This window comes from Caulobacter sp. FV1ye6ST (assembly GCF_058681225.1).
In genome coordinates this window covers 243,984-264,699 of the sequence record NZ_CM178733.1, presented here as the reverse complement: position 1 = coordinate 264,699, position 20,716 = coordinate 243,984, and the positions used below count along the sequence as shown (strand labels likewise).

Here is a 20,716-nt window from a genome sequence, read left to right as displayed (position 1 = left end):
CGTTGCGTGGGACTGGATGAGCGACAAGGACACGGACGGCCGCAAGCGCGGTCAGCTTCTATCCCTCGCCCTTCGCGCGGTGCGGGCTATCCGCCCGGCGCGTTCGCGAGATCTCGCCGCCGCCCTGGGCCTGTCGCTGCGCGGCTACCAGAATTTCGAGGCTGGCGGCGGCCAGCTCAACCTCGACCATGTGCAGCGCTTCGGGGCCGCCATCGACTGCGACCCGATCGGCGTGCTGGCCGCAGTACAGATCGGCAAGCCGGAGTTCGCCGCCTACACCGCCCAGAACAAGGCGATGATCGCCTTCATGATCACCCTGCAAGAATTCGTCGAGGATGCGGGCGAGAGCATCGCCCGGCTGGAAACCACCACCTTCGTCTCGGCCTATCGGGCGATGTTCAAGGACCTGGCGGGCCAGGCTCGCGCCGCCCAGCACGACAACGACAGCTGGTTGGCCAACAACGCCGGTCGTTTGGGCCTGCCCCGCGCGTCTGGCCCTGACGATGCCGAGCGACCCGAGGATCCAGAGGCGCCCGAGCCTCCCAAACCTCCGGAAGAGACCTAGAGCGCGGGACCTCGGCCGCGCGTTCGGCCCATCGTCCAGTCCACCCCACCCGGCGTCGCCACGCCCGAGACGGCCTGGCCAAGGCGCCCCTCCAGGCTTGGACGCCAAGGGACGAGCTGGAAACCAAGGCCATCGTCGATCATCGCAAAACGTCCCGACGCCAAGTCCAGGCGGTGCCGATAGACCCCGGCGACGGCGTCGCCCGGCTTGGCCTCGCGCGCCACCAAGCCTGTCTCGGCCGCGAGGTTGGCGCTCGCCGCGGCAAGGTCCTGCGTGCGCAGCCTGGCCAGCAATCCCGGCGCCGGCGAGATCACGTCGCCCCGACGGCGGGCTAGGCCGCGATCGACCAGTACTTGGGCGCGGCGGACAACGGCCTGGCCGACCTCCTGCCCAAAGCCGCCCACCCCGGGCTCGATGTCTTGGCCGAGCAGCTGGCGATCCAACCAGGTGGCGCCGCGCGCATTGACCTGGGCTTCGAGCGGCAAGTCACTGCGGGTGGCCAGGCTGCGCTGGGTGAACCCGTCCTTGCCCGAGAACATGCGCAACTCGACGATCGACCCGGGCTTGCCGTCACCGGTCTCCTCCAGGCTGGCGAACGGCAGGTGATGTTGCCGGCCATCGACGCCATCGACGATGGCGTAAGCCGTGCCAGCCAGCTCGTCGCGGAGCCCGCGCTCGACCAGCTTCCCAACTATGGGCTCGCTGGCGGCTTGGTCGTGCAGTGACAGGCGCGAAGTGTCGAGCGTCCTGCCGTTGCGCGCCATCGCCCGGTGCAGGGTCTTGATTACGTCGCCTCGCTCGGACAGATCGCGCAGGCGATCCTCCAGGTCCGTCGCCAGGCGCCATCGCCCTGGTCCGTCGTCCTGTGCCAAACCAAGCCGCTCCAGGACCTGGGCCCTGGCGATCAGCAATCGGGGATGGGCCGGGTCCTGGGTCGCTACGCGCAAGTCCACCACGCCGGTGTCGCGATCGGCGGCGCGGCGCAGCCCGCGGTCCAGGCTTGTCAGGCGCTCGGCGCTCACCTCGGCCTCGAGGGCCGCGGCCATTTCCAGCTCGGAGCGAGGCCCCAGCTCCAGGATCGCCAAGGCCTGGGCGCGCTCGCGAAAGCCGCGTCCGATGTAGTCGCCGGAAATCACTAGGTCCTGGCCATCGTCGGCCTTGCCGCGGACCAGCACATGGACGTGAGGGTTGTCGGTGTTCCAATGATCGACCGCCACCCAGTCCAGGCGCGTGTCCAGGTCCGCCTCGGCCTGGCGCATCAGGTCGCGGGTGAAGGCCCGTAGGTCCGACAGCTCGCCGGCGTCGGCGGGCGAGACGATGAAGCGGAAATGGTGTCGGTCCGGCTCGCACCGCGCGGCGAAGTCCTCGATGTCGGCCGCATCGCCCTGGGCGTCGAACATGTGGGCGCGCTCGCCATCCTGGGTCACGCCGTCGCGCTCGAGGTAGGCGATGTGTCGAGCCAAGGGCGCTGCGCGGTAGCGAGAGCCGCTGTGGCGGACAATGCGCCCCACGACGGCGACGCGACGCGTATTGGCTGGCGCGCCGCCACGGCCAAGCCCTCGCCCCGAGCCGGCCGCGGTGCGGCCGCGCTGACTACGCCCACCGCCCATGCCGCCGCCTGCCGCCTTCTGGGTGGCGCGACGAACCTGGCCCAGGAACCCTCGCCCCGCGCCGCCACGGTCGCTGCGCACCCGGCCTGGCCTCAGCAAGAAATCGTCGTCGAATTCGTTCATGCGGGGCGCTGGCAAGCCGCCGTCGGCAAGCCCCTTGAAAAAACGAGGCCTTCAGGCCCACGCGCCAGCGCCGCCTCGGCGGCGATGGCGCGCCAACCCCCAGCGCCACAAGGGTTCGCGTGCGAACCGCCGGCGCTGCTTTTATCTTGCCATCTTCCTCGGCTTCGCTTGGCTACGCTCCCGCTCGCTATCGGCTTGCACCCCGCCCTGCCCATCGGACGCCTCCGGCTCACGGCCATGGCGACCGTCGTGATGCGAATAGGCCTCCCGAAGGGGCGTTGGCGGTGTCGCTCGCGGCTTGAGACGCGCCAAGTTGGACGGGCCACGGGGCGGCGAAGAGGCCCGCCTCTCGCCACGCCAGGACTCGTGAGCGCGGTGTCGAGACACCCGACAAGCGCTCGACATATCGCCGCGTCTCCAGGGGTAACGGACGGCCCGCCAGACTTTCCTCGTAGCGACCGGGCCCGGCGTTATAGGCGGCCAGGAAGCCGGGCGCGCCGTAGCGATCCAGCAGCATCCGAAGATAGGCCGCGCCCGCCATGACGTTGTCGGCTGGATCGAATGGGTCGTCGCCCAGGCCAAAGCGACCGCGAAGCTCCGCCCAGGTTCCGGGCATCAACTGCATGAGGCCTATGGCGCCGGCCCGGGACACCGCGTCGGAGCGGCCATGGCTCTCGACGCGGATCACTTCGGCGACCAGCTCCGCAGGCAAGCCGAACCTCGCCGCGGCGCGCTGCACGTGCGGGGCGTGCAGGCCGCCCTCCTGGAGCGTGGTTACGTCGAGACTGGGCGCATCTAGACCGGGCGCTTGAGCATGGCCCGGCCCCGCCACGGTCAGGCAGCCCACGATCGCGAGGGCTAGGTCGCGCCCCTTCACCGCGCCGCTCCTTCACGTCCGGCCGGCGCACGCGGGATCCAGAGCGGCCTTGCCTTGGCCGCGATCGCCGAGCCAGGCAGGACGCCGAAGTAGCGCCCATCGAAGCTGCCAGCGACGGGGCTCAAGACCAGGACCTCGTCCGGCAGCAGGCGCTGGCATCCCTCCCAGGCCGGGAGGGTGCGGCCCATGGTGTCCGCTCGACGGGCCATGGCCACGGGGAAACCATCGATGCTGACCATCGCGCCGCTCCTGCAGGCGACCTGAGCCTCAAGCGCCGCCACGGGCTTGATCAGCGGCACCCCGGGCGGCAGCCAGCCGCGCGCGGCCAGCAACCGGGCCATCGCGCCAGGGGGGCGAATGACGACGAGGTCGCCCAGCGCCAGAGGGCTAGCGGGCGAGAGGGCGTAGAGACCCACGGGCACGCTGGCGGTGGCGTTCCACATCAGCCGTGGCGGGGCGGGCCGCCATGTCAGCAGCGCGCAGCCGACCGCGCCCAGGAAGAGCACCCGGCCGACCTTCATGCGCGCACCCGTTGGCGCAGCAGCCAGGCCCGATGGCGCTCGCGGTCGTAGGGCCGTGGCGCCAATCCGGCGGCCAGGCGATTGTGGACATGGCGCCAATAGTCTGGCGCGACCCGGTGTCCCGCCAAGCCCCAGGCCTCGGCCGCGTCAATCGCGGCCAGGGCCCTTTGCACGCGCGTCCATCCCGCCACCGCGGCCAAGACCTGCGCGCCGGGCCTGACGCCTGGCCGGGTCGTCATCGCCGCGCCGGTCTGGGCGGCGACGAGGATCTCCAGGCCCGAGCGCACCGTGCCATAGTCACCCGCTTCCCACCTCACCAGGGCGAAGATGGCGCCAGGCGCAAAGACGACCGTGCGGCGGCGGCGATCGTGGAGCACCTCGGCCTTGAAGCGGCCAAAGCGCAGCCAATCCTCGACCTTCCCCGCGATCCAGGTGAGGTCCACCGCAGTGTCCGGCGCGGCCAGCCTCGTCATGGCGCTTGCTCCGGAAACTCGCGATCGAAGAGCTCGCGCACCATGTCGGCGACCGTCTGGCCTCGCGCGAAGGCGGCGATCTTGATGCGCGCGCGACAGGCGGGCGTGACGTCGATCGTCAGCCGGGCGCTGAAGGCCGCCGCGCGATCGTCTAGGGCCGCCTTGGACTTGACCCAGGCTTCGGCTCCGACCGCGCCGGCGGCCGGGCGAGCGGCGAAGGGCTTGCTGGTCATGGGAACAGGCCCTCGATCTCGGCGGCCAGGGCGGCGATCTCGCGCGCGGCCGAACTGTTCGGCGCGAGCTCGCTGGCGAGCCGTCCGGTGCGGACCGCATCGGCGAACACCACGCGCTGGCCGACCTGCGCCGACAGGGCGCCGATCTCCTGGCCCGCGAGGGCATCGGCCGTGTCGCGCGCGATGATGGTGCGGGCCAGGCGGCGATTGATGACGAAGCGGGCGCGCAGGCTTGGCCGGTAGATCCGCGCTTCCTCGATCAGCCGCAGCAATTCCTCGGAAGCCCAGCCATCCAAGGGAGACGGCTGCACCGGCGCCACGACGAGGTCGGCGGCCAGCAAGGCCGAGCGCATGAGGGCAGCGACCCTGGGCGGGCCGTCGATGATGAGGTGGTCGACGCCGCGCGCTAAGTCGGGCGCCTCGCGATGCAGGGTGTCTCGCGGCAGCCCAACGACACCAAAGGCGCGGGGCAGGCCGGCGTGCGCCCGGGCCTGCGCCCAGTCCAGGGCCGAGGCCTGCGGATCGGCGTCGACCAGGATGACGCGCCGCCCCTGCGCGGCCCATCGCCCGGCGAGGTTGACGGCCAGGGTCGTCTTGCCCACCCCGCCTTTCTGGTTGAGAAGCGCCACGATCATGGGCGCGCTCCCGGCCGCGCGCCAGACCGTCCGCCAGTCCGGTCGCCAACGCCGCGTCCACCGGACGCGTCCCGCCCAACAACCAAGAAGTTAGAGTCTGGGTTAGAGTCTAAGTTAGGCGATGGCCCAGGCCTTGCCTGGCCTGGGATTGGCGTCTGTCGGTACGCCTGATCTCCCGTGTCGGTCGCGCCCGATATCCCGATAATGGCTGCGCCTGATCTCACGACCCCATTCACAGGCTCGTCCACAAAGCGCGCTGGCCCACGCGGCGCGATCCAGAGCCGTTCGTGGCCGTCGGCGCGATCCAGGGACAGGCGGTATCCCGGCAGGGGTTGGCGGGCGACGATGCGCCGGATGTCGAGGGCGAAGTCCGAGGGCCGGGCGAGGCTGCCGGACTTGCGATGCAGGTGCTGCAGCTCGAACACCCAACCATGGGCTTGGCGACCAGCGTGCTTACGGGCCACGCGATAGAGCCAGCGCTCGATGCCGCCGGTCAGGCGAAAATACAGCGGGTCAATGGTCAGGACGAGCGAGCGATCGACCACCCCGCGATAGAACCAGTCGGGCAGCACGATCTCCACGCCCTCGACCCGCCCAGTCCGCGTGCTGCGTTCCTCCCATTCGTTGATCCAAGAGAACTGCTGGCGTCGCCAATGCTCGCCTTGGCGAATGGTGGTGGCCACGACGGTCGATTGCAGCCGGCGCAGCCCAGCCTTGAACAATCGGTACTCGGTCGCCCCGGTCGCCCGTCCAACGGCGGTGAGCATCTGGTAGGGCGTAAAGCGCAGGAGCCGGGAGGTGCGCAGCCCGTGGTTTTCGGCATCGACGATCTGGGAGGCGGCCCAGATCAGCAGGTCGGCGTCCCAGATCGTGGCCATGCCGTGCTCGGGCAACCCATGGACCTGCACCTCTACGGCGCCGGACTGGTAGAGGATCGGGCGCACGCGGCGCGACTTGGACAGCGAGAAGAACGGGCGCTCCATCAGGTCGCGCTGGTCGCGGGGACTAGCGTCTCCGGCGGCGACGACGAAAGGATGCAATCGCTCCCGTTCGCCCAGGCCAAAGGCGGGTTGGCGCGCCATGGTCAGCCGATGCCCGGGGCGGAGTGGGCCTCGGCCTGCTCGCCATGGCGCTTGGCCGGCAGGACGTCGCCGACGCCCGGATCGGTCGTTGAGACCTTGGCGCCGCGATCGGCCCAGGCCTGGAGATCCTCGATGGCGTAGACCACCCGTCCGCCCAGCTTGCGATAGGCCGGCCCCGTTCCATAGGTGCGGTGCTTTTCCAAGGTGCGGTGCGACAGGCCAAGATAGGCGGCCGCCTGCTGGGTGCGCACGAAACGCGCCCCGGCGGCGGGCGGGTTGGCGGGCGAAGTGGCGGACATCGGCAAGCTCCCGGGTCCAGCGGCGTTGGCCAGGATGGCCTTGCGCGGACTAGGGGAGCGTGGCGAGGGCCGCGCCCGGGCGGGGAGTGCGAAGATCGCCAGGGCAAGATCGCACCCCTAGCCGGCGCTATCGCAGTAGGCCCTGGTATCCGCCCGCCAACATGGCGCGGCCGTCGCGCACCAGGCGCATGGTGGCGTCGCGCAAGGACGAGGTCTTCCAAGGCTCGGCGGCCACGCGCCCGGCGCCGTAGAGCGCTACGGCGATGTCGCGATAGGCCGCCCCGTCCTGTCGACCGTCTAGCGCGCGCAGCATCGCCTTCAGCCGGCTTCGGCGCTGGGGGGTGATGGAGGTGTTGCTCCAGGCCCGCCCCTGCAGGTCGCGCCAAAGCCGCGCCACCGCCTCGAGGCGGGCGGGCAGGCTCGCGTCGAGGGGAATGACGGCGGCCGAGGGACTGGCGGCCACATCGACCCCACCCGCCAGGAGGGCTAGGCGCTGGCGATCGCGCCCGCGCGCCCGCATCCACCACGCCTGGCCCGCATCCGACCGGGCGGTGGCCGGCGGGGTTAACTGGACGCCAGCGGCGATTGGCGAGGGGGCGAGCAAGACGAGACCTGGGTCGATCTCCGGCCGCCACCAGACCTCGGCGGCAGGGGCTTCAAGCGAAGGATCGGCTGGGAAATCGCAGCCCCCAGCGCGCGCTCCAGTCGTCGGGCGCGCTCCCGGCTTCGGCGCGCTGGTAGGCGTCTCGGTACTCAGGATTTCGCCGGAGGCATTCCCACGCTAGGTCCGCCGCTGGCAGTTCATCCAAATAGTCGTAAGCTTCGGCGAAACGCCATCGGGACGCGTCTGGCGACATGAGAGACTCCAGCTGGTTCGCTCTCTGATTGAGCTAGAGCTTGATCTTTCGAGCTGTCGCTCCGCCGGGAAGGCGGCTTTTCGAGAACAGGTGATGCCGGCGCGGCATCACCTTGGCCCGCCCCCGCCGACGAGGCCGCGATAGCCGGTCGTCGACATCCATCGCGCGCGGTTCAGGTGCGCGTCATGCACACGCCGGGCGCGGCCTGGGTCGGCCTCGACGTCGAGCCCCAGGACGAGCGACGCCGCCTCGCGCCAGTCGGCGTGGGCGGCGGCGGCGTCCAGCAGGCGCACATAGGCTTGCAGGTGGGCGCGGTCGTAGTCGGTGACGTGCGGCTCGCGCGGCGGCTCGTCGCGCAGGTCATCGTCGCTCATGGGGCCTCCCACCCGTCGCCGGGATCGGACCCTAGTGGATTTCACGCCCGTTGGGATGGCCTCCGTATCGCATCGGGTGATGCGGTCGCGGCATCGGGCGCGTGGCGCTAGCCCGGCGCGGTCTTGGTGCGCGGCTCTCGTTCCTTGTCGTCGCGCCGGATCCAGACGAGCGGCAGCGGCTCCTCGCCCGCCATCAGTCGCGCGTCGATCGGCTCGGCCCAGGTCGGGTCGTCCAGGCGCAGGTTCAAGACCGCGCCCGAGGCCGGGTCCATGGGCCTCCAGGCGGCGCCGCACTCGGTTTCGCCGACGAACGCCCTATATTCCGGGGCGCGGGCCGAGACCTTGTCCACCGGCGCCAAGCGGACGGTCGCGTCGATCTGCAGGGTGGCGAGACGGCCGACGAAACCGTCGCCTTCGCGCCGGAACAATCCGATCGTGGTCATGGCATATCCTTTCATGAAGGGGCTCGCGACGACGTCCGGGTCGGGTGGGGGGCGCCCGAGACGTCGTCGCTACCGCCTGGGGCGGCGCCGGTCACGGCCCGAGGGCGGCCGGCGGAACGACGATGTCGGCGCGGCGCGCCGGCCTCAAGCCCGCGCTGGCGGGGATCGTGCAAAGACAGGCGCTAGCGTGAAATCGGCGGGCTGTTGGCCAGGGAAGAGCGGCGCCTGGCGCGTCCTAGACCCGCGCCCCTACCCGGCGTGTGTCGGAGACCTCATCCTTGCCCCGTACCCCATCGCCCCATCCCGTCGACGTCCATGTTGGACATCGCCTGCGCGCAGCCCGCACCTTGAGAAGCCTTGGCCAGCACGCCGTCGGCGAGGCGGTCGGGGTCACGTTTCAGCAGATCCAGAAATACGAGAAAGGGACAAACCGTATTTCCGCATCGACGCTGCACGCCCTGGCCGGGGTGCTGAAGGTGACGATCGCCTGGTTCTTCGAGGGGCTGCCCGGTCAAGGTCCCAAGGGGGCCGATCCGAAGATGGCCGCCCGCGCGGCGGCCATCCAGGAGCTGATGGCGACGCGCGAGGGCGCGGAACTGGCCGCCAACCTAGCGCGGCTTCCGCCGCGCCAACGCGCCTCGGTCCTGGGCCTGATCCGTGCCTTCGCCCCGGACGAACCTCAAGACGAAACGGCTTGACGGTCGGCCGGCGGCGTTTCACCGCCGGCCAGGGTCCTCAGCCCTCGGTCGCCACGGGCGTCTCGCCCGCCAGCCCCTTGAGGAAGTCCACCGCCCGCTGGGCGTGGGCGGCGGCGGTGAAGATCGCCCGCTTGTCGCCCGACAGCACTTGCAGCCAAGAGCCGATATAGGCGGCGTGGTCGGCGCGCGGCCGAAGGTCGACGCCTAGCTCGGCGCACAGGAAGGCAGCGCCCAGTTCGGCCACCAGTTCCTCGCGGGCATAGCCCTCGTCGCCGAACCGCGCGCGACCGAAGTCGCGATCCAGGCGCGTGGGATGGCGGGTCCAGTGCACCGTCTCGTGACCGCGCGTGGCGTAGTAGTCGTGGGCGCTGGCGAAGGCCCCGAAGACCGGCAAGCGGATGCGGTCGCCCGCCACGTCGTAGCAAGCCATGTCGCCGCCATGGCCCACCTCGGCGCCGATCGCGTCCAGGAACGCCTCGGCGCGGGCGATGCGCTCGCTTTCGGGCAGGATCGCCGGCAGGGCGGTGAACCGGTCCGGCAGGCCGTCCACCTGCTCGACGTTGAAGACGGGGTAGGCCTTCAGGAAGGGGATCGAACGTTCGACATCCTCGCCCTTGTCGTTGGTGTCCTGGCGCGTGACGCGGTTGGCGTAGACGACCGTCGTGCTCTTCTCGCCCTTGCGCACGGCGCCGCCGAGTTCGAGGGCTTGGCGGAAGGTCATCCAGATCGGGGCGGCGTAGCCCCGCTCGACGGCCGTGCCCCAGAGGACCAGGGTGTTGATGCCGGAATAGGGCTCCAGCGTATGGCGCAGGGGCCGGGAGACGGGGCCGGCGCCGTGCCCGGCGGTCCAGGGCTTGGTCCAAGGGATCACCCCCTGGGCGAGATCGGCGAGGATCTGGTTGGTGATGGTCGAATAGAGGTCTTGGCGGGTCGCGCCGTCCGGGCGCGAGGTCTCTTGGGCGCGCGACATGGCGGCCTCCTGATGATTTGGGGATGGGGGCTCCCCGCCGCGCGGCGGCGGGGAGCGGTTGGGCCGCGCCGTTAGGCTTCCGGCTCGGGCTGGCCTTCGGCTTCGGCCGGGACCTCGGCCTCGGCGTCGCGCTTGCGGGCCGGGCGGGTCCAGACGAGGTCGAAGCCCTCCTCGGCGGCGTAGAGCCGGGCATTGACTGAAGCCGGGAAGCTCGGGTCGTCGAGATTGACCGACAGGAACTCGACGCCCTTCTTGGAGGTGTGCTTCCAGGCCGCGCCGATTTCGGCGCCTTCGGCGAAGACCCGGTAGACGGGTTGCGACTTGGCCGGGTCGCCCTCGATGGACTTGAAGTCCACCTTGCGCACGTGGAGCCGCAGTGTGTGGATCGAGCCGGTGAAACCGTCCGACGTGGCCTTGAACGTGCCGATGCGAGCCATGGGATAGTCCTTTCGCTTTGTCTCGAGCCGCGCCCATCGCGGCCTCGATGGCGCGCCGGAGACCGGGGTCAGGCGGAGGGCGGCAGGACGCTGCAAGCGGCCCCGCAGCGGAGCGAAGGACCGCCGGGCGCGGGTTTGTTGCCTCGCGAGGAAGGCGCTTGCGCCGGGGAAGAAACCCGCCCCCAAGGTTGCCGGCGGACGCCGCCTCGGTCCGGTTGAAGCCAGGAGAGGTCGCGACGGACGTCGGCCCGGTTCAAGGCCAAAGGCCCCGTCCCATGGCTCGCATCGGCACGTTCAAGGCCACGTCGGGCGACTTGATCGCCTCGGTCCCCGCTGGGAGCTCCGGAGCAAGGTCGACTTCAAGTCTATCGAGGGCGACCCGGCCAAGTCGCAGCCTGGCTGCCCTCTTCGCTCGAAGCCGGAATCGGCGGCCTGGACCACGCCTCCGGCACGGGCGTCGAAACCCGCCGGTCGATGCGGCGGCCCGCGCATTACGGCTCCGGTCACGCCCGTCTACGCCGCCGAGGAGGGCCTCGACCTCGCCTGGACCCGCCTAGCCCACAAGTGCGACACGGAAGTCGAGGTCCCGGCCGAAGCCGAAGGCCGCCCCGAACCGAAAGCCCGGCGGCGCGGCCCGCCCGCGTCCCGGCGCCGCGCGGCGGGGAGACCCATGCCCCCAAGGTCGGGGCGGTCGCCACGCCGCGCCCAAGACCGGGCCGTCCCGCAGGACGACCCGGCCCGGTTCCTACTCGGCCGCCACCAACATCGCGGCGGCTTTGTCCTGGGCGTCGCCTTCGGCCACCGGCTCAGGCGGCGGGCTGTCGCTCGGCGCGCCTTCGTCCCGCGCCGTGGTCGCCATCGCGGGGCGGGTCCGCAGCAACCAGGGCAACCAGCGGGCCTTGACCAGATCGGGCTCCGCCGCCGCGACCAGTTCGGCCTTCTTCAGGCCCGATAGGCGCTGGGCCGTGTCGGGAGAGACGGCTTCGTCGATCGCCGCCAGCACGTGAGCCTTGGTAACGCGGGCGAGATAGCGATCCTCGGTGGCCGACCAGAAGGCCGTCATGTCCAAACCGGTGGCGGTGGCCAGGACGTCGGCGTGCGCCGGGGCGTGGCCGCGACCGCCGAAAGACCGTACGGCGTCCAGGCTGCTCGCGACGCAGAAGGCCAGCAGGCTGGCGCGGCTGTCATGGTCCAGGCCGACGACGAAATCCCAGACCGCTTCGGTGTCCTCGGGGATTTGCTTGGCCCACTGGCCATAGCGCGCCTGCATCGCCTCGTAGGCGGGGCTCGTCTTCACCCCTTCGCCATGCTCGGGCAGGAAAGTGGAGTTGACCCGGATGTCGAGGCACGAGGCGCGCCCGAGGCCGTGGAACGTGCCCAACACCAGGACGTGGGTGACGGCGACCAGGGCCATGTCCGGATCGTTGGACAGGGCCAACCGCAGGCCCGCCGTCCGATGAGCGGTCAGTTCAGCGACGAGTTTGGCCGACAGCGGCGCGCGCGGATCGCCGTCCGCCTCCTCGTCGTCGGACTCCGCCGGGCTCTCCTCGGCGCCCATGTCGGCGGGACCCTCGTCGTCCTCGCCGTCGCCTTCCGGTTCGGGCGCGACGACCGCGTCCTCGGGCCGGACGAGGCCGCGTTCGATGCGGGGCTGGCCGTCATAGCCGAGCACCACCCACACCCCGGCGCGGGCGAGATCGTCAGGGTCATAGGCTTCGGTCACATCGTCGGCGAGTTCGGTCTCCAGGGCGGTCAGGCGCGCGGCGACCTCGGGCGGCAGGTCTTCGACCTCGCCCCATTCCTCGCCCAAGGCTTGGTGTTCCGCGCGGCGGGCCAGAAGCTCCGGGGAAGGCTCCACGGGCTTGGGCCATATACGCGCCAGACCATGACCATGGGGGTAGTCCAGGTGGGTCTCGGCCCACTTCCAGCCCTCGTCGGCCTTCAGGTCCGCCGCCATGGCGGCGAGCTTGCCGCCGACGAGCTGGTCGAGCAGGGCGACGTCGGACAGATAGCCGCCCCGATCCTCGGTGAAGAGGTCACGGATGACCGTGCCGCCTGCCGCGACATAGGCCTCTACCCCGACGAAGCGCACGCGCCGGTCGTCGGCCTGGACCGTCTTTTCGGTCATGGCCCGGCGAATGGCGGAAGGATGGGCGTGCGGATAGGCCTCGAACACCTGCCGCTGGCGGTCGTGGTCTTCGCTGACGGCGAAGGCCATCAGTTGGTCGAGGGTCAATTCCTCCTCGCGGTAGCGGGTGATCAGGTCGGGCGCGACGGCGGCGAGGCGAAGCCGCTGGCGCACCACGGCGGCGGTGACGCCGAAGCGCGCGGCGATCTCCTCGGCGCCTCGCCCCTGGCGTTCGGAGAGGTCGAAGAAGGCTTCGAACTCGTCGGCCGGATGAAGCGGGTTGCGGGAAATGTTCTCATCGAGGCTGACCTCCACCGCGTCGTTTGCCTCGTCCACCAGGCAGCGAATGATGGCCGTCTTCGGGATCAGCTTGCGCTTGGCCAGCAGGCGCAGGGCCAGGCGCCGCCCTTCCCCGGCCGTGACCAGGGCGTACCCGGTCTCGCTGCCGTCGGGTCGGCGCTCGGGCTTGACCACCGGCAGGTGGATCAGGCCCTTGGCCAGGATCGAGGCGGCGCGTTGCTCGATCACCGCCTCGCTGTGGCCGCCCTTGCGGACGTTTTCGGGCGAGCGCTTGAGCTTGTTCAGGGGATAGGCGCGCTCCTCACCGGCGCGGATCGCGCCGGTGTCGGTGAGGACGAAGCCCTTTTCCAGGGCGGCTTGGCTGGACTGGGTCATGACGGGTCTCCCGTTGAGGGTTGGGGGCAGGCGCAAGGCGCGCCTGACCCCTGCCCGTCGGCGAGACCGGGGGGTGCAAACGGAGCGTCGGTTCGCGGGGAACCGCCTGCAGGGCGTCGAGCCCGGCGTGCGGATCGCTGCTCTTCGCGCGCGCCCGAAGGTGGGCGGAACCGATGCGAAGAGCGCTGGGGGGCAGCGCCCCCAAGCCACGCGGTCGCGGAGCGGCCGCCAAAGGAAAGAGGCCGCGCATCACGCGGCGCGGTCATGCCTGGCGAACGCCCGGCGCCTCAGTGCAGGGACGGCGGAACGGCGAGAAGCAGAAGCGGCCCCGCCGTGATCTCGACGCCTCTGGAAACGCCGGCTTTTCGCTCTGCCCGACACACAAGGATCCAGGGCTCGTCGGCGCCGGCCGCAGCGTAGAACAGCAGCGCTTCGGCGCTTGGAATCCGTGCGAAGTAGCCGGCCGCGACATCGCGGAAGATCGGCACGGACGTGGCCCACGGCGCGCTGAAGCGACAGAGCTCATGGTCGTTGCGCGGATCGACGATGGCGAAGGCGAGCATCGGGAATCTCCAAAGCCCATAGACGGGCCAGGGCCGCTTCATTCCCGGCGGGCCTGAAAATATTTCGCCCGCCTCCAGGGATCGGGCCGCCGTCGTGCGTCTGTGATGTCTCGCAGCCCTCTCGAAGGATCCCATGGACCAGAGGAACACCGGCTCTCGCCAGCCTATCGTCGCCGCCCAGTACATCCGCATGTCGACCGAGCATCAGCGCTATTCGCTCGAGAACCAGATGGCCGCGCTGGGCGTCTACGCGCTCAACAACGGCATCCGGATCGTCAAGACCTACCGCGACCATGGGCGCAGTGGCCTGACGCTCAAGGGGCGGGCCGGCCTGCAGAGCCTGCTCGCGGACGTGATGTCGACCCGGGCCGGGTTCTCGGCGGTGCTGGTCCTTGACGTCAGCCGGTGGGGACGCTTCCAGGATACCGACGAGTCGGCCACCTATGAATTTCTCTGCAAGATGGCTGGCGTGCAGGTGCACTACACCGGCGAGCCGTTTCTGAACGACGGCAGCCCGACCGCCTCGCTGGTCAAGCACGTCAAGCGGATCATGGCCGGGGAGTTCGCCCGCGAGTTGGGCGTGAAGATCAAGGCCGGCCAGCAGACCCAGACCCGGCTGGGCAACTATGTCGGCTCGCGCGCCGCCTATGGCCTGCGCCGTCAGCTGGTGACCGAGGACGGGACGCCTCGCCAGATCATGGCTCGCGGCCAGCGCAAGGCCATCGCCACCGAGCGCATTCGGCTGGTCCACGGGCCCGATGAGGAGGTGCAGGCGATCCGTGACATCTACGACCTGTACTTGAGCTGCTCGATCGGCGCGCTTTCCATCGCCCGCCAGATGGCGGCGGAGGGTCGGCCGCCGCCTGTCGGCGGCTGGACCCAGTCATCGGTGATGCTGATCCTGCGCTATGAGGGCTATGTCGGGGAAGTCTTCTACGGCAAGAGCACGCGCCCCCTACAGGGTGAAAAACTGGATTTGCCGAGAGACGAGTGGATCGGCGGCGTGACCTTCCCGCCGATCGTCTCGCGCGAGACCTTCGACGCGGCTAGGCGCAAGCGCACCTCCCGCCGCCGGTACTTTCCCCGGGATGACCTCCTGGAGCGCCTGCGTAATTGCCGCGACGAGTTCGGCTATCTGTCGACCAGGATCATCGAAGACTGCCCCTACCTGCCCTCGGTTTCAGCGATCGCCTACCGCTTCGGCAGCTTGCCCGCCGCCTACGTCGCCGCCGGCCTGCCGCACGCGATCATGATCAAGGGCAGGCTGCATCGCGTGCGCCTGCGGCGCCAGTCCAAGGAGGCTATCCTCCAGGGCCTCCGTCGCCTGTGGGACGACAAGGGCTTCGTCAATTACAAGCTGATCAACGCCTGCGACTATCTTCCTCATGCCGATTCCATCGCGTCGCGTTTCAACGGGCTGACGAAGGCCTATGAGCAGGCCGGGCTGCCCTACCGTCTTCAGGACATCTGCCGCGCGGCCAAGCTCCGCAACGGGCTGGCGGCGGCGGGCATCGTCGACAAGCCGCCGCGGCGGCCGAACGTCACGCGCAACGCCGACGGATCGCCGTTTACCGACGAACAACTGGCCGAAATTTTGCGCCGGCTCGCCGCCGAGCACGGCTATCTGACCGAACGGCTGATCATGCTGACACCCGGCGTTCCGAAGGCGAGCTTCTTCCGGACCCGGTTTGGAAGCCTTGAGCAAGCTTATGCGGCGGCGGGCTGGGCGGCCTCGCGCAGCGATTTCATGCGATCGGCGATCGCGCGAAGCCGCGGCGGCGCGCTGAAGCCCTATGAGCCCTGGCAAGATGAGGTCGCGACCGGTAGCGCGCAGTCCGAACTGCGCGCTACCGGTCGCCAACAAGAATGAAGACTGCGAGGAGCCCGCGCATGCGCGTGGCGGGAAGCGGCGCCGAGCGGCCGGCGGCGCCCCAAAGGCGCCCGCCAGGCGTCGCGCCCGAGGGAGCGGCGAAAGCCGCGGGACCGAGCGCGACCGCCGGCCGCTCTCGAACCTCGGCGGGAGCCGAACGCGCAAGCGGGCGGCGGGAGCCGTCCTGCGTCTAGTTGGCCGGTTGACTCTCGCCATCGTCGGAACGAGAACATTTAAGGAACACAACGGAGCCGCCAATGCCTACCCCACGTGCTGGTCAGCGCGCGACGAAACACGCCCCGAGGACGCCTCGGGTCTATCAGCGGACCATCGCCCGGCTTACCCGGATGGCGGTCGACGAGGGATATGGACCGGACCGGACCCGGCGGACGCTACGCTTCCTGCTTCACCCCCATCGCGGTCTCAACCGCCCCGCCGACTTTGTGGACCCGGAGAACGTCCCCGAGTTCGAGGGCGACGTGGCCTGGTTCGAGATGGAAAAGATCGAGCGTGGCGGGGACAATCGCTGGCCCTGGTGGCGGGCGGTCCGGCAGGTGGAGCCTCCGGCCGATGCCTGAGCCCAGCGACAGCGATCGGCGCAAGGCCGCCCAGATGGAACCGTGGCTGGCGTCCTCGCGCCTGGTCGACGCCCTGGAGCGCGGCTGGGAAGTCCACTTTCGGTGCCAATACTGCGGCACGACAAAGACCTGGCGGCGCGACCTCATGCTGGGCCGGGCCCGCGGCCTGCTGGGCGAGACCTTCGCCGCGATCCAGCGCAAGGCCGCATGTCCACGCTGCCCGGGCCGGCTGCCGATCATCTGGATCTCGGGGATCCAGGAACCGGGCGCGAGAGCCGAGCAGCTGCGCTGGGCCTTGATCTCAACCTTGCTCGACGCCGGCCTGAACCCGAGCGACTACGGTTACGGCTGGCGGCCGTCCGCGACGACTGGAAAGCCATGACCTTGCAGCCGAGCCTGTTCGACCTGCCGATAGCGCCACGCAATCCCCTGCCGGAAGGCTTTCGCTACCAGGCCGGGCTGGTTACGCCGCAGGAGGAGCGCGACCTAGTCGCGCGCCTGGAGACCCTGGCGTTCACACCGTACGAACATCTGGGCTACCTGGGCAATCGTCGGGTGGCGGCCTTCGGCTGGCGACGCGGCGAGGACGGGGCGATGGTCGAGACCGGCGAGGGCGTGCCCGACTTCCTGCAACCACTGCTCGCCAAGGTCGCCGCCTTCACCGGCCTGGCGATCGAGAGCTTTCGCCACGCCCTAGTCACCGAATACGCCGCCGGCGCCGGCATCGGCTGGCACCGCGATCGCCCGCCCGCCGTAGCCATCGCGGGTGTCTCGCTGCTTTCGCCCTGCACCTTCCGCCTGCGGCGCAAGGCCGGCGAGACCTGGGAGCGCGCCTCGATCACGGCCGAGCCGCGATCAGCCTACTTGATGAGTGGCCCCGCGCGCAGCGCCTGGCAGCACAGCATCCCGCCAGTCGACGCCCTGCGCTATTCAGTGACGTTCCGCACCGTCGCGCGGCCTTAGGCCCCGACGCGAACCAGCCTATGGAGCCCCATGCCCACTTCACTCGTCGCCGCCGCGATCATCGCCTGCACCGCCCCGACCGTTCATGACGGCGACACCTTGCGCTGCGGTCCTGACCGTATTCGTCTTTTCGGCGTCGATGCGCCCGAGGTGCGTCGGGGGCAAACCCCGGCCGAGCCCTTCGCCTATGAAGCCCGCGACGAGCTCATCCGCCTGACGCGGGGCCGAGTGGCTTGCCGTCCCGTCGATCGGGATCGGTATGGCCGAATTGTCGCCAGGTGCTGGTCCAGCGAAAGCCCCGACCTCAACGCGGCCTTGATCCGTTCAGGCTTCGCCACGGAGTATCGCCGATACAGCAAGGGCCTCTACGCGGGGGAGGAAGAGCAGGCCCGCCTCGCAAAGCGTGGACAGTGGCGCTAGCCGAGGGGGCAGGCGCGATCGGCGAACTCGCTCCGCGCGCGGGGGCCCGTGTACAGCGTGAGCAAAGCCTTTTTTAATATCGCCGCAAGCCGTCGGAGTATGTCCGTGTCCGCAGATGAACTGGAGGAGGCTTCGGCCGCGCGTGCAAGCGCGCTTCCGCCTCTGGACCCCCACGAGCACGTCCAGAAGCACTTGATCTCGACGACAGCCCGGCTGAACGAAGATTTCGTCTCGCCAACTGTGGTCGCCCGGGAGGCCTACCCCTCTCTTGGCCATCATGCCGCCCATACAAGACGTAGTCGGGAGGGCGGACGGACCGCCATCACGCTGTCGTTTCGCGCCGCGCCGTCGGCGAACCTGCCGAAGGTGATGATTCCCAACTACGACCACGTCGGCGAGATGATGTGCGCCTATTTGGCGGTGCTCTACGGGAAACGTTTCGACAGTCATGGCCCCTACGAAGGCGCCGGTCTTTTCTATCTTCCGGACCTGCGAGCGCTGGACGCCTTCGCCGATCCGGAGCTTCCGACCAATAGCGGTCAGCCCCGCGCCGACTTCCCCGTGCCCCTGTCCCTGAAGGAGATCGATCGCCTTTCAGAGCTGATGTTCTCCGATGCCGGTCGATCGCCTGAGGCGTCGGTTTTCCGCAACGCCTCGAAGTTCTACCTGCGCGCCCTTCAGTCGGCCGAGACGGATGTCGAAGTCGCCTATCTTCACCTCATCACGAGCGGGGAAATCCTGTCGGCCGCCGTCGACATTCCGGCCGACCAGCTGCTCGACGCCCAGACGCGGCACATGCTTTCGCGCATCGAGGTGGGCCTGGCCGATGGCCCGGCGGTCGCTAAAACCCTGAGAGGAAAGATGCGATCGATACGCCGCCGGTTTGTGCGAACCTTCGCCGACCTAACCGACGCAGCCTTCTTCGAGCGCGGGGAAGCCGAGCACGTTTGGGCGCGTCATCGCAGCGATCGGTTCCTGAAGACCCTCGGCGCGGCCTATGATCTACGCAGCCGCTACGTCCACACGGGCCAGGGCTTTGGCGCACGCGTCCAATCGCGGGGCGCCGCCCCTCCTGACGTGCAAACGGGGCGGCCCATGGACGAGGACAAGGCCTTCGCAAAGATCCTCGCCGACGCCCCGACTTTTGCCGGGCTCGAGCGGATCATGCGCTACGGGCTGTTGCGGTTTGCCCAAGCGCGCCTTGGCGTCCGCCTTGATGATCTGAGCGGAAGCCGATCCGAAACGCGTTAGGGGCGGAGCCGAGCCCAGAATCTCGCCGACGCAGGCGTGTTTGAGATTTCAGTCCTACATGACAACGGATTTGGCACGGTGGATGCCTCTCGGCGGCCGAACATATCGGGCGGATCACGATTGGCTGCTTGGCTCAGAGAAGGTGCTGGCCTAACGCGCATAGCCTCCTGTTGCTCATCAGGCTTCGAGATCGAACGCCTCGGCCAAGCGCTGTGTCGAAAGCTCGCAAGCTCGCTGACCGGGGAGATCACTCGGCAGTCCCATGAACATCAGCGGGCCGGCCTTGGCGATCCAACTATGCAGCGCCCGCCGCGACGCGCCTGCCAGCGTCGCGCGCGCAAACAACGTTTCGGAGATCGATGACGGCTCACCATTCCCCCCCGACTTGATCAGCAAGGGCGGATCGTAACCCGGCCCCTCGGCGGCATCGAGCATAGCCATGAATCCGACCTCGTCGGGGTCCCCGGCGTGTAGCGGACTTGCCCCAGCAGCCGGAAAGGATGCGCGTAGTCGATCGAGTTGCGCGGCCGCCTCTCCCAGGAAGCGGCGCTGGAACTTTCCCGGCTCGCTGAGCGGATTGACGCTCGCAGAACCGCTTTGGCCGAAGACGCCTGAGCCCGCGCCGTCTGAAAGCCCGGACAAGGTTATGAGACGCTCGCGCTCCTTGGTCCACCAGCTGGCCGGCGGCGCGCCATCGACGAGAACTTGATCCGGCTCGTAGTCGCTCAAAACGGCAATGAGCCGACGGAACCGAAGTACGGGGTGGAAGTCACTCCAATCGGTGCTCACGGCTGATCCGTCGTCAGGGATCACTGGGTTTAGCGCGACGTCGCAGACCAACAGAAAGAGTTCGAGGGCGCGTAGATCATCACCCCGAACACCGGCCTGACTGAAGGTTGTGACGGCTTCGGTGTAGAGGCTGTGGCGTTGGTCGGCGAAGCGCGTCAGCGTCCAGGCCAGGGCCTGGCTGGCGAAAGCCGTATAGCGAGCTTCGGGGAGACGATCTTTCTGGCGAGCGGTGAAGAGATGCTGGACGACCATCGCCGCCCCTTCCTCGATGTGTCGGACGGTAATCCGCTCGCGCGATCGATCAAGCACCAGCTCGCCACGCGGTCCCATGGCGCGCGTGGCTGGCATGAAACCTTCGTCGGGCGCGTTGAAGACGCTCGCCAGATCATCGCCTGCGGCTGCGTAGCGGAGGCCAAGGCCAACTAGAAACGTCGGCGGAATAGGGCCTAGGAGGTCACGGCCACCGTCGATCAGGAAGTGCTCAAGCGCCACGCCAGCCCACCAGTGATCGAACAGAGACTGCAGGGTCGTGGAATAGCCCAGGCTGTGCTTGAGCTGGCCGTTACGGCTGCGTTCAGCTGGCGCTACTCCAGCCCGTCGCGCCGCGCGCAAGAGATCAAGTTCGCGAGGGGTGGCAGTCGTCAGGATCGCCGACGCAAGATCACCGGTCAGAATACGGTTGCGGGCCAGGAACCGGCCGAATGTCGTTCCCACGGTCTGAAGCCAGTGGGTCTGTTCGTGCATTCGAGCAGCGATGGCGACGAAGATCCCAAGGTCGCCGGTTTCAACGAGATCGCGCGCCGAACCTTCGAAGGCTTGGAGCTCTTCAGGATAGGCCGACATGTCGACAAACAGCGTATCGGGCCAATATCGCGCGCCACGAGCGTCCTCGAAGCGCGGCTGCGGCTCGAAGGGATCAGGCCTCGGGCTCTTCTTCCACCACGACACGGTCAGCCCCGAAGCGTTTGATGAGCGCCGCCGCGGCGGCTTTGAGACCATCGTAGGCGGCATTTCCGACAACCCCGCCCGCTACAGCGCCAGCTGTCCAGGTCACCAGCGCAGCCAAGGTGATCGCCTCGCCTCGCTCCGCAGGCGCGAAAGGGTCCTGCGGCGCATCTTCGATGGCGATGTTGGCCATGGCTTCTGGGTCGAGCGCCTCTCGGAGGACGCTCCTGACCTCGTCGGTCGAAGCCAAAACAGTGATGTCCATTCGCGCCTCCAAGTTCTGCCCACTTTGGCGTCCCCTTATCGGTGCGTCCACTCCTCCCGAGCGGCTTCATTG

The 20,716-nt window shown here is 69.2% G+C and carries 26 protein-coding genes; 8 read left to right on the top strand and 18 right to left on the bottom strand.

What is annotated here, in order from left to right:
- The first annotated feature begins 16 nt into the window (after nt 1–16).
- Nucleotides 17–565: a hypothetical protein gene (locus ACW175_RS01475; protein WP_492102904.1), complete on the top strand. Its 549-nt coding sequence runs from the start codon at nt 17–19 to the stop codon at nt 563–565.
- Here the strand turns inward: ACW175_RS01475 and ACW175_RS01470 are convergent.
- The 12 genes from ACW175_RS01470 to ACW175_RS01415 form a co-directional block, all read right to left on the bottom strand.
- Nucleotides 562–2,298, bottom strand: coding sequence for a relaxase/mobilization nuclease domain-containing protein (locus tag ACW175_RS01470; RefSeq protein ID WP_492102903.1), 1,737 nt, complete (start codon nt 2,296–2,298; stop codon nt 562–564). The genes ACW175_RS01475 and ACW175_RS01470 overlap by 4 nt on opposite strands.
- 229 nt (nt 2,299–2,527) lie before the next feature.
- Nucleotides 2,528–3,175 carry a lytic transglycosylase domain-containing protein gene (locus ACW175_RS01465; protein WP_492102902.1) on the bottom strand — a complete coding sequence of 216 codons (648 nt, stop codon included), beginning with the start codon at nt 3,173–3,175 and terminating at the stop codon, nt 2,528–2,530.
- The gene (locus ACW175_RS01460; RefSeq protein WP_492102901.1) at nt 3,172–3,696 is read right to left on the bottom strand and encodes a S26 family signal peptidase; all 525 of its coding nucleotides are present in this window, start codon (nt 3,694–3,696) and stop codon (nt 3,172–3,174) included. Before ACW175_RS01460 ends, ACW175_RS01465 begins: the two co-directional genes overlap by 4 nt.
- Nucleotides 3,693–4,169 (bottom strand): DUF2840 domain-containing protein, encoded by a 477-nt coding sequence (locus ACW175_RS01455; protein WP_492102900.1) that lies wholly within the window; start codon nt 4,167–4,169, stop codon nt 3,693–3,695. The genes ACW175_RS01460 and ACW175_RS01455 overlap by 4 nt, the downstream gene beginning before the upstream one ends.
- Nucleotides 4,166–4,402 carry a hypothetical protein gene (locus tag ACW175_RS01450; RefSeq protein ID WP_492102899.1) on the bottom strand — a complete coding sequence of 79 codons (237 nt, stop codon included), beginning with the start codon at nt 4,400–4,402 and terminating at the stop codon, nt 4,166–4,168. Before ACW175_RS01450 ends, ACW175_RS01455 begins: the two co-directional genes overlap by 4 nt.
- The gene (gene parA / locus ACW175_RS01445; protein WP_492102898.1) at nt 4,399–5,037 is read right to left on the bottom strand and encodes a ParA family partition ATPase; all 639 of its coding nucleotides are present in this window, start codon (nt 5,035–5,037) and stop codon (nt 4,399–4,401) included. Before parA ends, ACW175_RS01450 begins: the two co-directional genes overlap by 4 nt.
- Complete coding sequence (locus ACW175_RS01440; RefSeq protein WP_492102897.1) at nt 5,034–6,119, bottom strand: replication initiator protein A; 1,086 nt, start codon at nt 6,117–6,119, stop codon at nt 5,034–5,036. Before ACW175_RS01440 ends, parA begins: the two co-directional genes overlap by 4 nt.
- A gap of 2 nt (nt 6,120–6,121) precedes the next feature.
- Nucleotides 6,122–6,418 carry a helix-turn-helix transcriptional regulator gene (locus tag ACW175_RS01435; RefSeq protein WP_492102896.1) on the bottom strand — a complete coding sequence of 99 codons (297 nt, stop codon included), beginning with the start codon at nt 6,416–6,418 and terminating at the stop codon, nt 6,122–6,124.
- 127 nt (nt 6,419–6,545) lie between these two features.
- Nucleotides 6,546–6,938 carry a DUF2285 domain-containing protein gene (locus tag ACW175_RS01430; protein ID WP_492102895.1) on the bottom strand — a complete coding sequence of 131 codons (393 nt, stop codon included), beginning with the start codon at nt 6,936–6,938 and terminating at the stop codon, nt 6,546–6,548.
- Nucleotides 6,939–7,074: 136 nt separating this feature from the next.
- Nucleotides 7,075–7,275, bottom strand: a complete 201-nt coding sequence (locus ACW175_RS01425) for a transcriptional regulator domain-containing protein (protein WP_492102894.1) — start codon at nt 7,273–7,275, stop codon at nt 7,075–7,077.
- A 107-nt stretch (nt 7,276–7,382) separates the two neighbouring features.
- Complete coding sequence (locus tag ACW175_RS01420) at nt 7,383–7,649, bottom strand: DUF2285 domain-containing protein (RefSeq protein WP_492102893.1); 267 nt, start codon at nt 7,647–7,649, stop codon at nt 7,383–7,385.
- A gap of 107 nt (nt 7,650–7,756) precedes the next feature.
- Nucleotides 7,757–8,092: a DUF736 domain-containing protein gene (locus ACW175_RS01415; protein ID WP_492102892.1), complete on the bottom strand. Its 336-nt coding sequence runs from the start codon at nt 8,090–8,092 to the stop codon at nt 7,757–7,759.
- 278 nt (nt 8,093–8,370) lie between these two features.
- Between ACW175_RS01415 and ACW175_RS01410 the strand changes: the two genes are divergently transcribed.
- Complete coding sequence (locus tag ACW175_RS01410; protein WP_492102891.1) at nt 8,371–8,790, top strand: helix-turn-helix domain-containing protein; 420 nt, start codon at nt 8,371–8,373, stop codon at nt 8,788–8,790.
- A 37-nt stretch (nt 8,791–8,827) separates the two neighbouring features.
- Here the strand turns inward: ACW175_RS01410 and ACW175_RS01405 are convergent, their stop codons facing one another.
- The 4 genes from ACW175_RS01405 to ACW175_RS01390 all read right to left on the bottom strand — a co-directional run bounded on the left by ACW175_RS01405 (nt 8,828) and on the right by ACW175_RS01390 (nt 13,563).
- On the bottom strand, nt 8,828–9,760 hold the full coding sequence (locus ACW175_RS01405) for an ArdC family protein (protein ID WP_492102890.1): 933 nt from the start codon (nt 9,758–9,760) through the stop codon (nt 8,828–8,830).
- 71 nt (nt 9,761–9,831) lie between these two features.
- Nucleotides 9,832–10,197 (bottom strand): DUF736 domain-containing protein, encoded by a 366-nt coding sequence (locus ACW175_RS01400; protein WP_492102889.1) that lies wholly within the window; start codon nt 10,195–10,197, stop codon nt 9,832–9,834.
- Between the two features lie 745 nt (nt 10,198–10,942).
- Nucleotides 10,943–13,000: a ParB/RepB/Spo0J family partition protein gene (locus tag ACW175_RS01395; protein ID WP_492102888.1), complete on the bottom strand. Its 2,058-nt coding sequence runs from the start codon at nt 12,998–13,000 to the stop codon at nt 10,943–10,945.
- Between the two features lie 287 nt (nt 13,001–13,287).
- Nucleotides 13,288–13,563 carry a hypothetical protein gene (locus tag ACW175_RS01390; RefSeq protein WP_492102887.1) on the bottom strand — a complete coding sequence of 92 codons (276 nt, stop codon included), beginning with the start codon at nt 13,561–13,563 and terminating at the stop codon, nt 13,288–13,290.
- A gap of 133 nt (nt 13,564–13,696) precedes the next feature.
- Here ACW175_RS01390 and ACW175_RS01385 point away from each other — a divergent pair, with 133 nt between their 5' ends.
- From ACW175_RS01385 to ACW175_RS01360, 6 genes are all read left to right on the top strand, one after another.
- Nucleotides 13,697–15,433 (top strand): recombinase family protein, encoded by a 1,737-nt coding sequence (locus tag ACW175_RS01385; protein WP_492102886.1) that lies wholly within the window; start codon nt 13,697–13,699, stop codon nt 15,431–15,433.
- A gap of 347 nt (nt 15,434–15,780) precedes the next feature.
- Entirely contained in the window at nt 15,781–16,011 is a 231-nt protein-coding gene (locus ACW175_RS01380) for a hypothetical protein (RefSeq protein ID WP_492102885.1), read from the top strand.
- Nucleotides 16,004–16,393, top strand: coding sequence for a hypothetical protein (locus ACW175_RS01375; RefSeq protein ID WP_492102884.1), 390 nt, complete (start codon nt 16,004–16,006; stop codon nt 16,391–16,393). Before ACW175_RS01380 ends, ACW175_RS01375 begins: the two co-directional genes overlap by 8 nt.
- Nucleotides 16,390–16,974 carry an alpha-ketoglutarate-dependent dioxygenase AlkB gene (locus ACW175_RS01370; RefSeq protein WP_492102883.1) on the top strand — a complete coding sequence of 195 codons (585 nt, stop codon included), beginning with the start codon at nt 16,390–16,392 and terminating at the stop codon, nt 16,972–16,974. Before ACW175_RS01375 ends, ACW175_RS01370 begins: the two co-directional genes overlap by 4 nt.
- 30 nt (nt 16,975–17,004) lie before the next feature.
- Nucleotides 17,005–17,394, top strand: coding sequence for a thermonuclease family protein (locus tag ACW175_RS01365; RefSeq protein ID WP_492102882.1), 390 nt, complete (start codon nt 17,005–17,007; stop codon nt 17,392–17,394).
- Nucleotides 17,395–17,499: 105 nt separating this feature from the next.
- Complete coding sequence (locus ACW175_RS01360) at nt 17,500–18,645, top strand: hypothetical protein (RefSeq protein ID WP_492102881.1); 1,146 nt, start codon at nt 17,500–17,502, stop codon at nt 18,643–18,645.
- Nucleotides 18,646–18,822: 177 nt separating this feature from the next.
- Here ACW175_RS01360 and ACW175_RS01355 read toward each other — a convergent pair whose 3' ends face one another.
- The gene (locus ACW175_RS01355) at nt 18,823–20,382 is read right to left on the bottom strand and encodes a hypothetical protein (protein WP_492102880.1); all 1,560 of its coding nucleotides are present in this window, start codon (nt 20,380–20,382) and stop codon (nt 18,823–18,825) included.
- Entirely contained in the window at nt 20,351–20,644 is a 294-nt protein-coding gene (locus ACW175_RS01350) for a hypothetical protein (RefSeq protein WP_492102879.1), read from the bottom strand. Before ACW175_RS01350 ends, ACW175_RS01355 begins: the two co-directional genes overlap by 32 nt.
- Nucleotides 20,645–20,716 lie beyond the last annotated feature (72 nt).

Coding starts and splice junctions, on each gene's coding strand:
- ACW175_RS01385 (WP_492102886.1), top strand. CDS start 13,697: ATGGACCAGAGGAACACCGGCTCTCGCCAGCCTATCGTCGCCGCCCAG.
- ACW175_RS01415 (WP_492102892.1), bottom strand. CDS start 8,092: ATGACCACGATCGGATTGTTCCGGCGCGAAGGCGACGGTTTCGTCGGC.
- ACW175_RS01380 (WP_492102885.1), top strand. CDS start 15,781: ATGGCGGTCGACGAGGGATATGGACCGGACCGGACCCGGCGGACGCTA.
- ACW175_RS01475 (WP_492102904.1), top strand. CDS start 17: ATGAGCGACAAGGACACGGACGGCCGCAAGCGCGGTCAGCTTCTATCC.
- ACW175_RS01425 (WP_492102894.1), bottom strand. CDS start 7,275: ATGTCGCCAGACGCGTCCCGATGGCGTTTCGCCGAAGCTTACGACTAT.
- ACW175_RS01405 (WP_492102890.1), bottom strand. CDS start 9,760: ATGTCGCGCGCCCAAGAGACCTCGCGCCCGGACGGCGCGACCCGCCAA.
- ACW175_RS01470 (WP_492102903.1), bottom strand. CDS start 2,298: ATGAACGAATTCGACGACGATTTCTTGCTGAGGCCAGGCCGGGTGCGC.
- ACW175_RS01390 (WP_492102887.1), bottom strand. CDS start 13,563: ATGCTCGCCTTCGCCATCGTCGATCCGCGCAACGACCATGAGCTCTGT.
- ACW175_RS01395 (WP_492102888.1), bottom strand. CDS start 13,000: ATGACCCAGTCCAGCCAAGCCGCCCTGGAAAAGGGCTTCGTCCTCACC.
- parA (WP_492102898.1), bottom strand. CDS start 5,037: ATGATCGTGGCGCTTCTCAACCAGAAAGGCGGGGTGGGCAAGACGACC.
- ACW175_RS01370 (WP_492102883.1), top strand. CDS start 16,390: ATGACCTTGCAGCCGAGCCTGTTCGACCTGCCGATAGCGCCACGCAAT.
- ACW175_RS01375 (WP_492102884.1), top strand. CDS start 16,004: ATGCCTGAGCCCAGCGACAGCGATCGGCGCAAGGCCGCCCAGATGGAA.
- ACW175_RS01400 (WP_492102889.1), bottom strand. CDS start 10,197: ATGGCTCGCATCGGCACGTTCAAGGCCACGTCGGACGGTTTCACCGGC.
- ACW175_RS01350 (WP_492102879.1), bottom strand. CDS start 20,644: ATGGACATCACTGTTTTGGCTTCGACCGACGAGGTCAGGAGCGTCCTC.
- ACW175_RS01430 (WP_492102895.1), bottom strand. CDS start 6,938: ATGCGGGCGCGCGGGCGCGATCGCCAGCGCCTAGCCCTCCTGGCGGGT.
- ACW175_RS01435 (WP_492102896.1), bottom strand. CDS start 6,418: ATGTCCGCCACTTCGCCCGCCAACCCGCCCGCCGCCGGGGCGCGTTTC.
- ACW175_RS01420 (WP_492102893.1), bottom strand. CDS start 7,649: ATGAGCGACGATGACCTGCGCGACGAGCCGCCGCGCGAGCCGCACGTC.
- ACW175_RS01440 (WP_492102897.1), bottom strand. CDS start 6,119: ATGGCGCGCCAACCCGCCTTTGGCCTGGGCGAACGGGAGCGATTGCAT.
- ACW175_RS01450 (WP_492102899.1), bottom strand. CDS start 4,402: ATGACCAGCAAGCCCTTCGCCGCTCGCCCGGCCGCCGGCGCGGTCGGA.
- ACW175_RS01460 (WP_492102901.1), bottom strand. CDS start 3,696: ATGAAGGTCGGCCGGGTGCTCTTCCTGGGCGCGGTCGGCTGCGCGCTG.
- ACW175_RS01365 (WP_492102882.1), top strand. CDS start 17,005: ATGCCCACTTCACTCGTCGCCGCCGCGATCATCGCCTGCACCGCCCCG.
- ACW175_RS01455 (WP_492102900.1), bottom strand. CDS start 4,169: ATGACGAGGCTGGCCGCGCCGGACACTGCGGTGGACCTCACCTGGATC.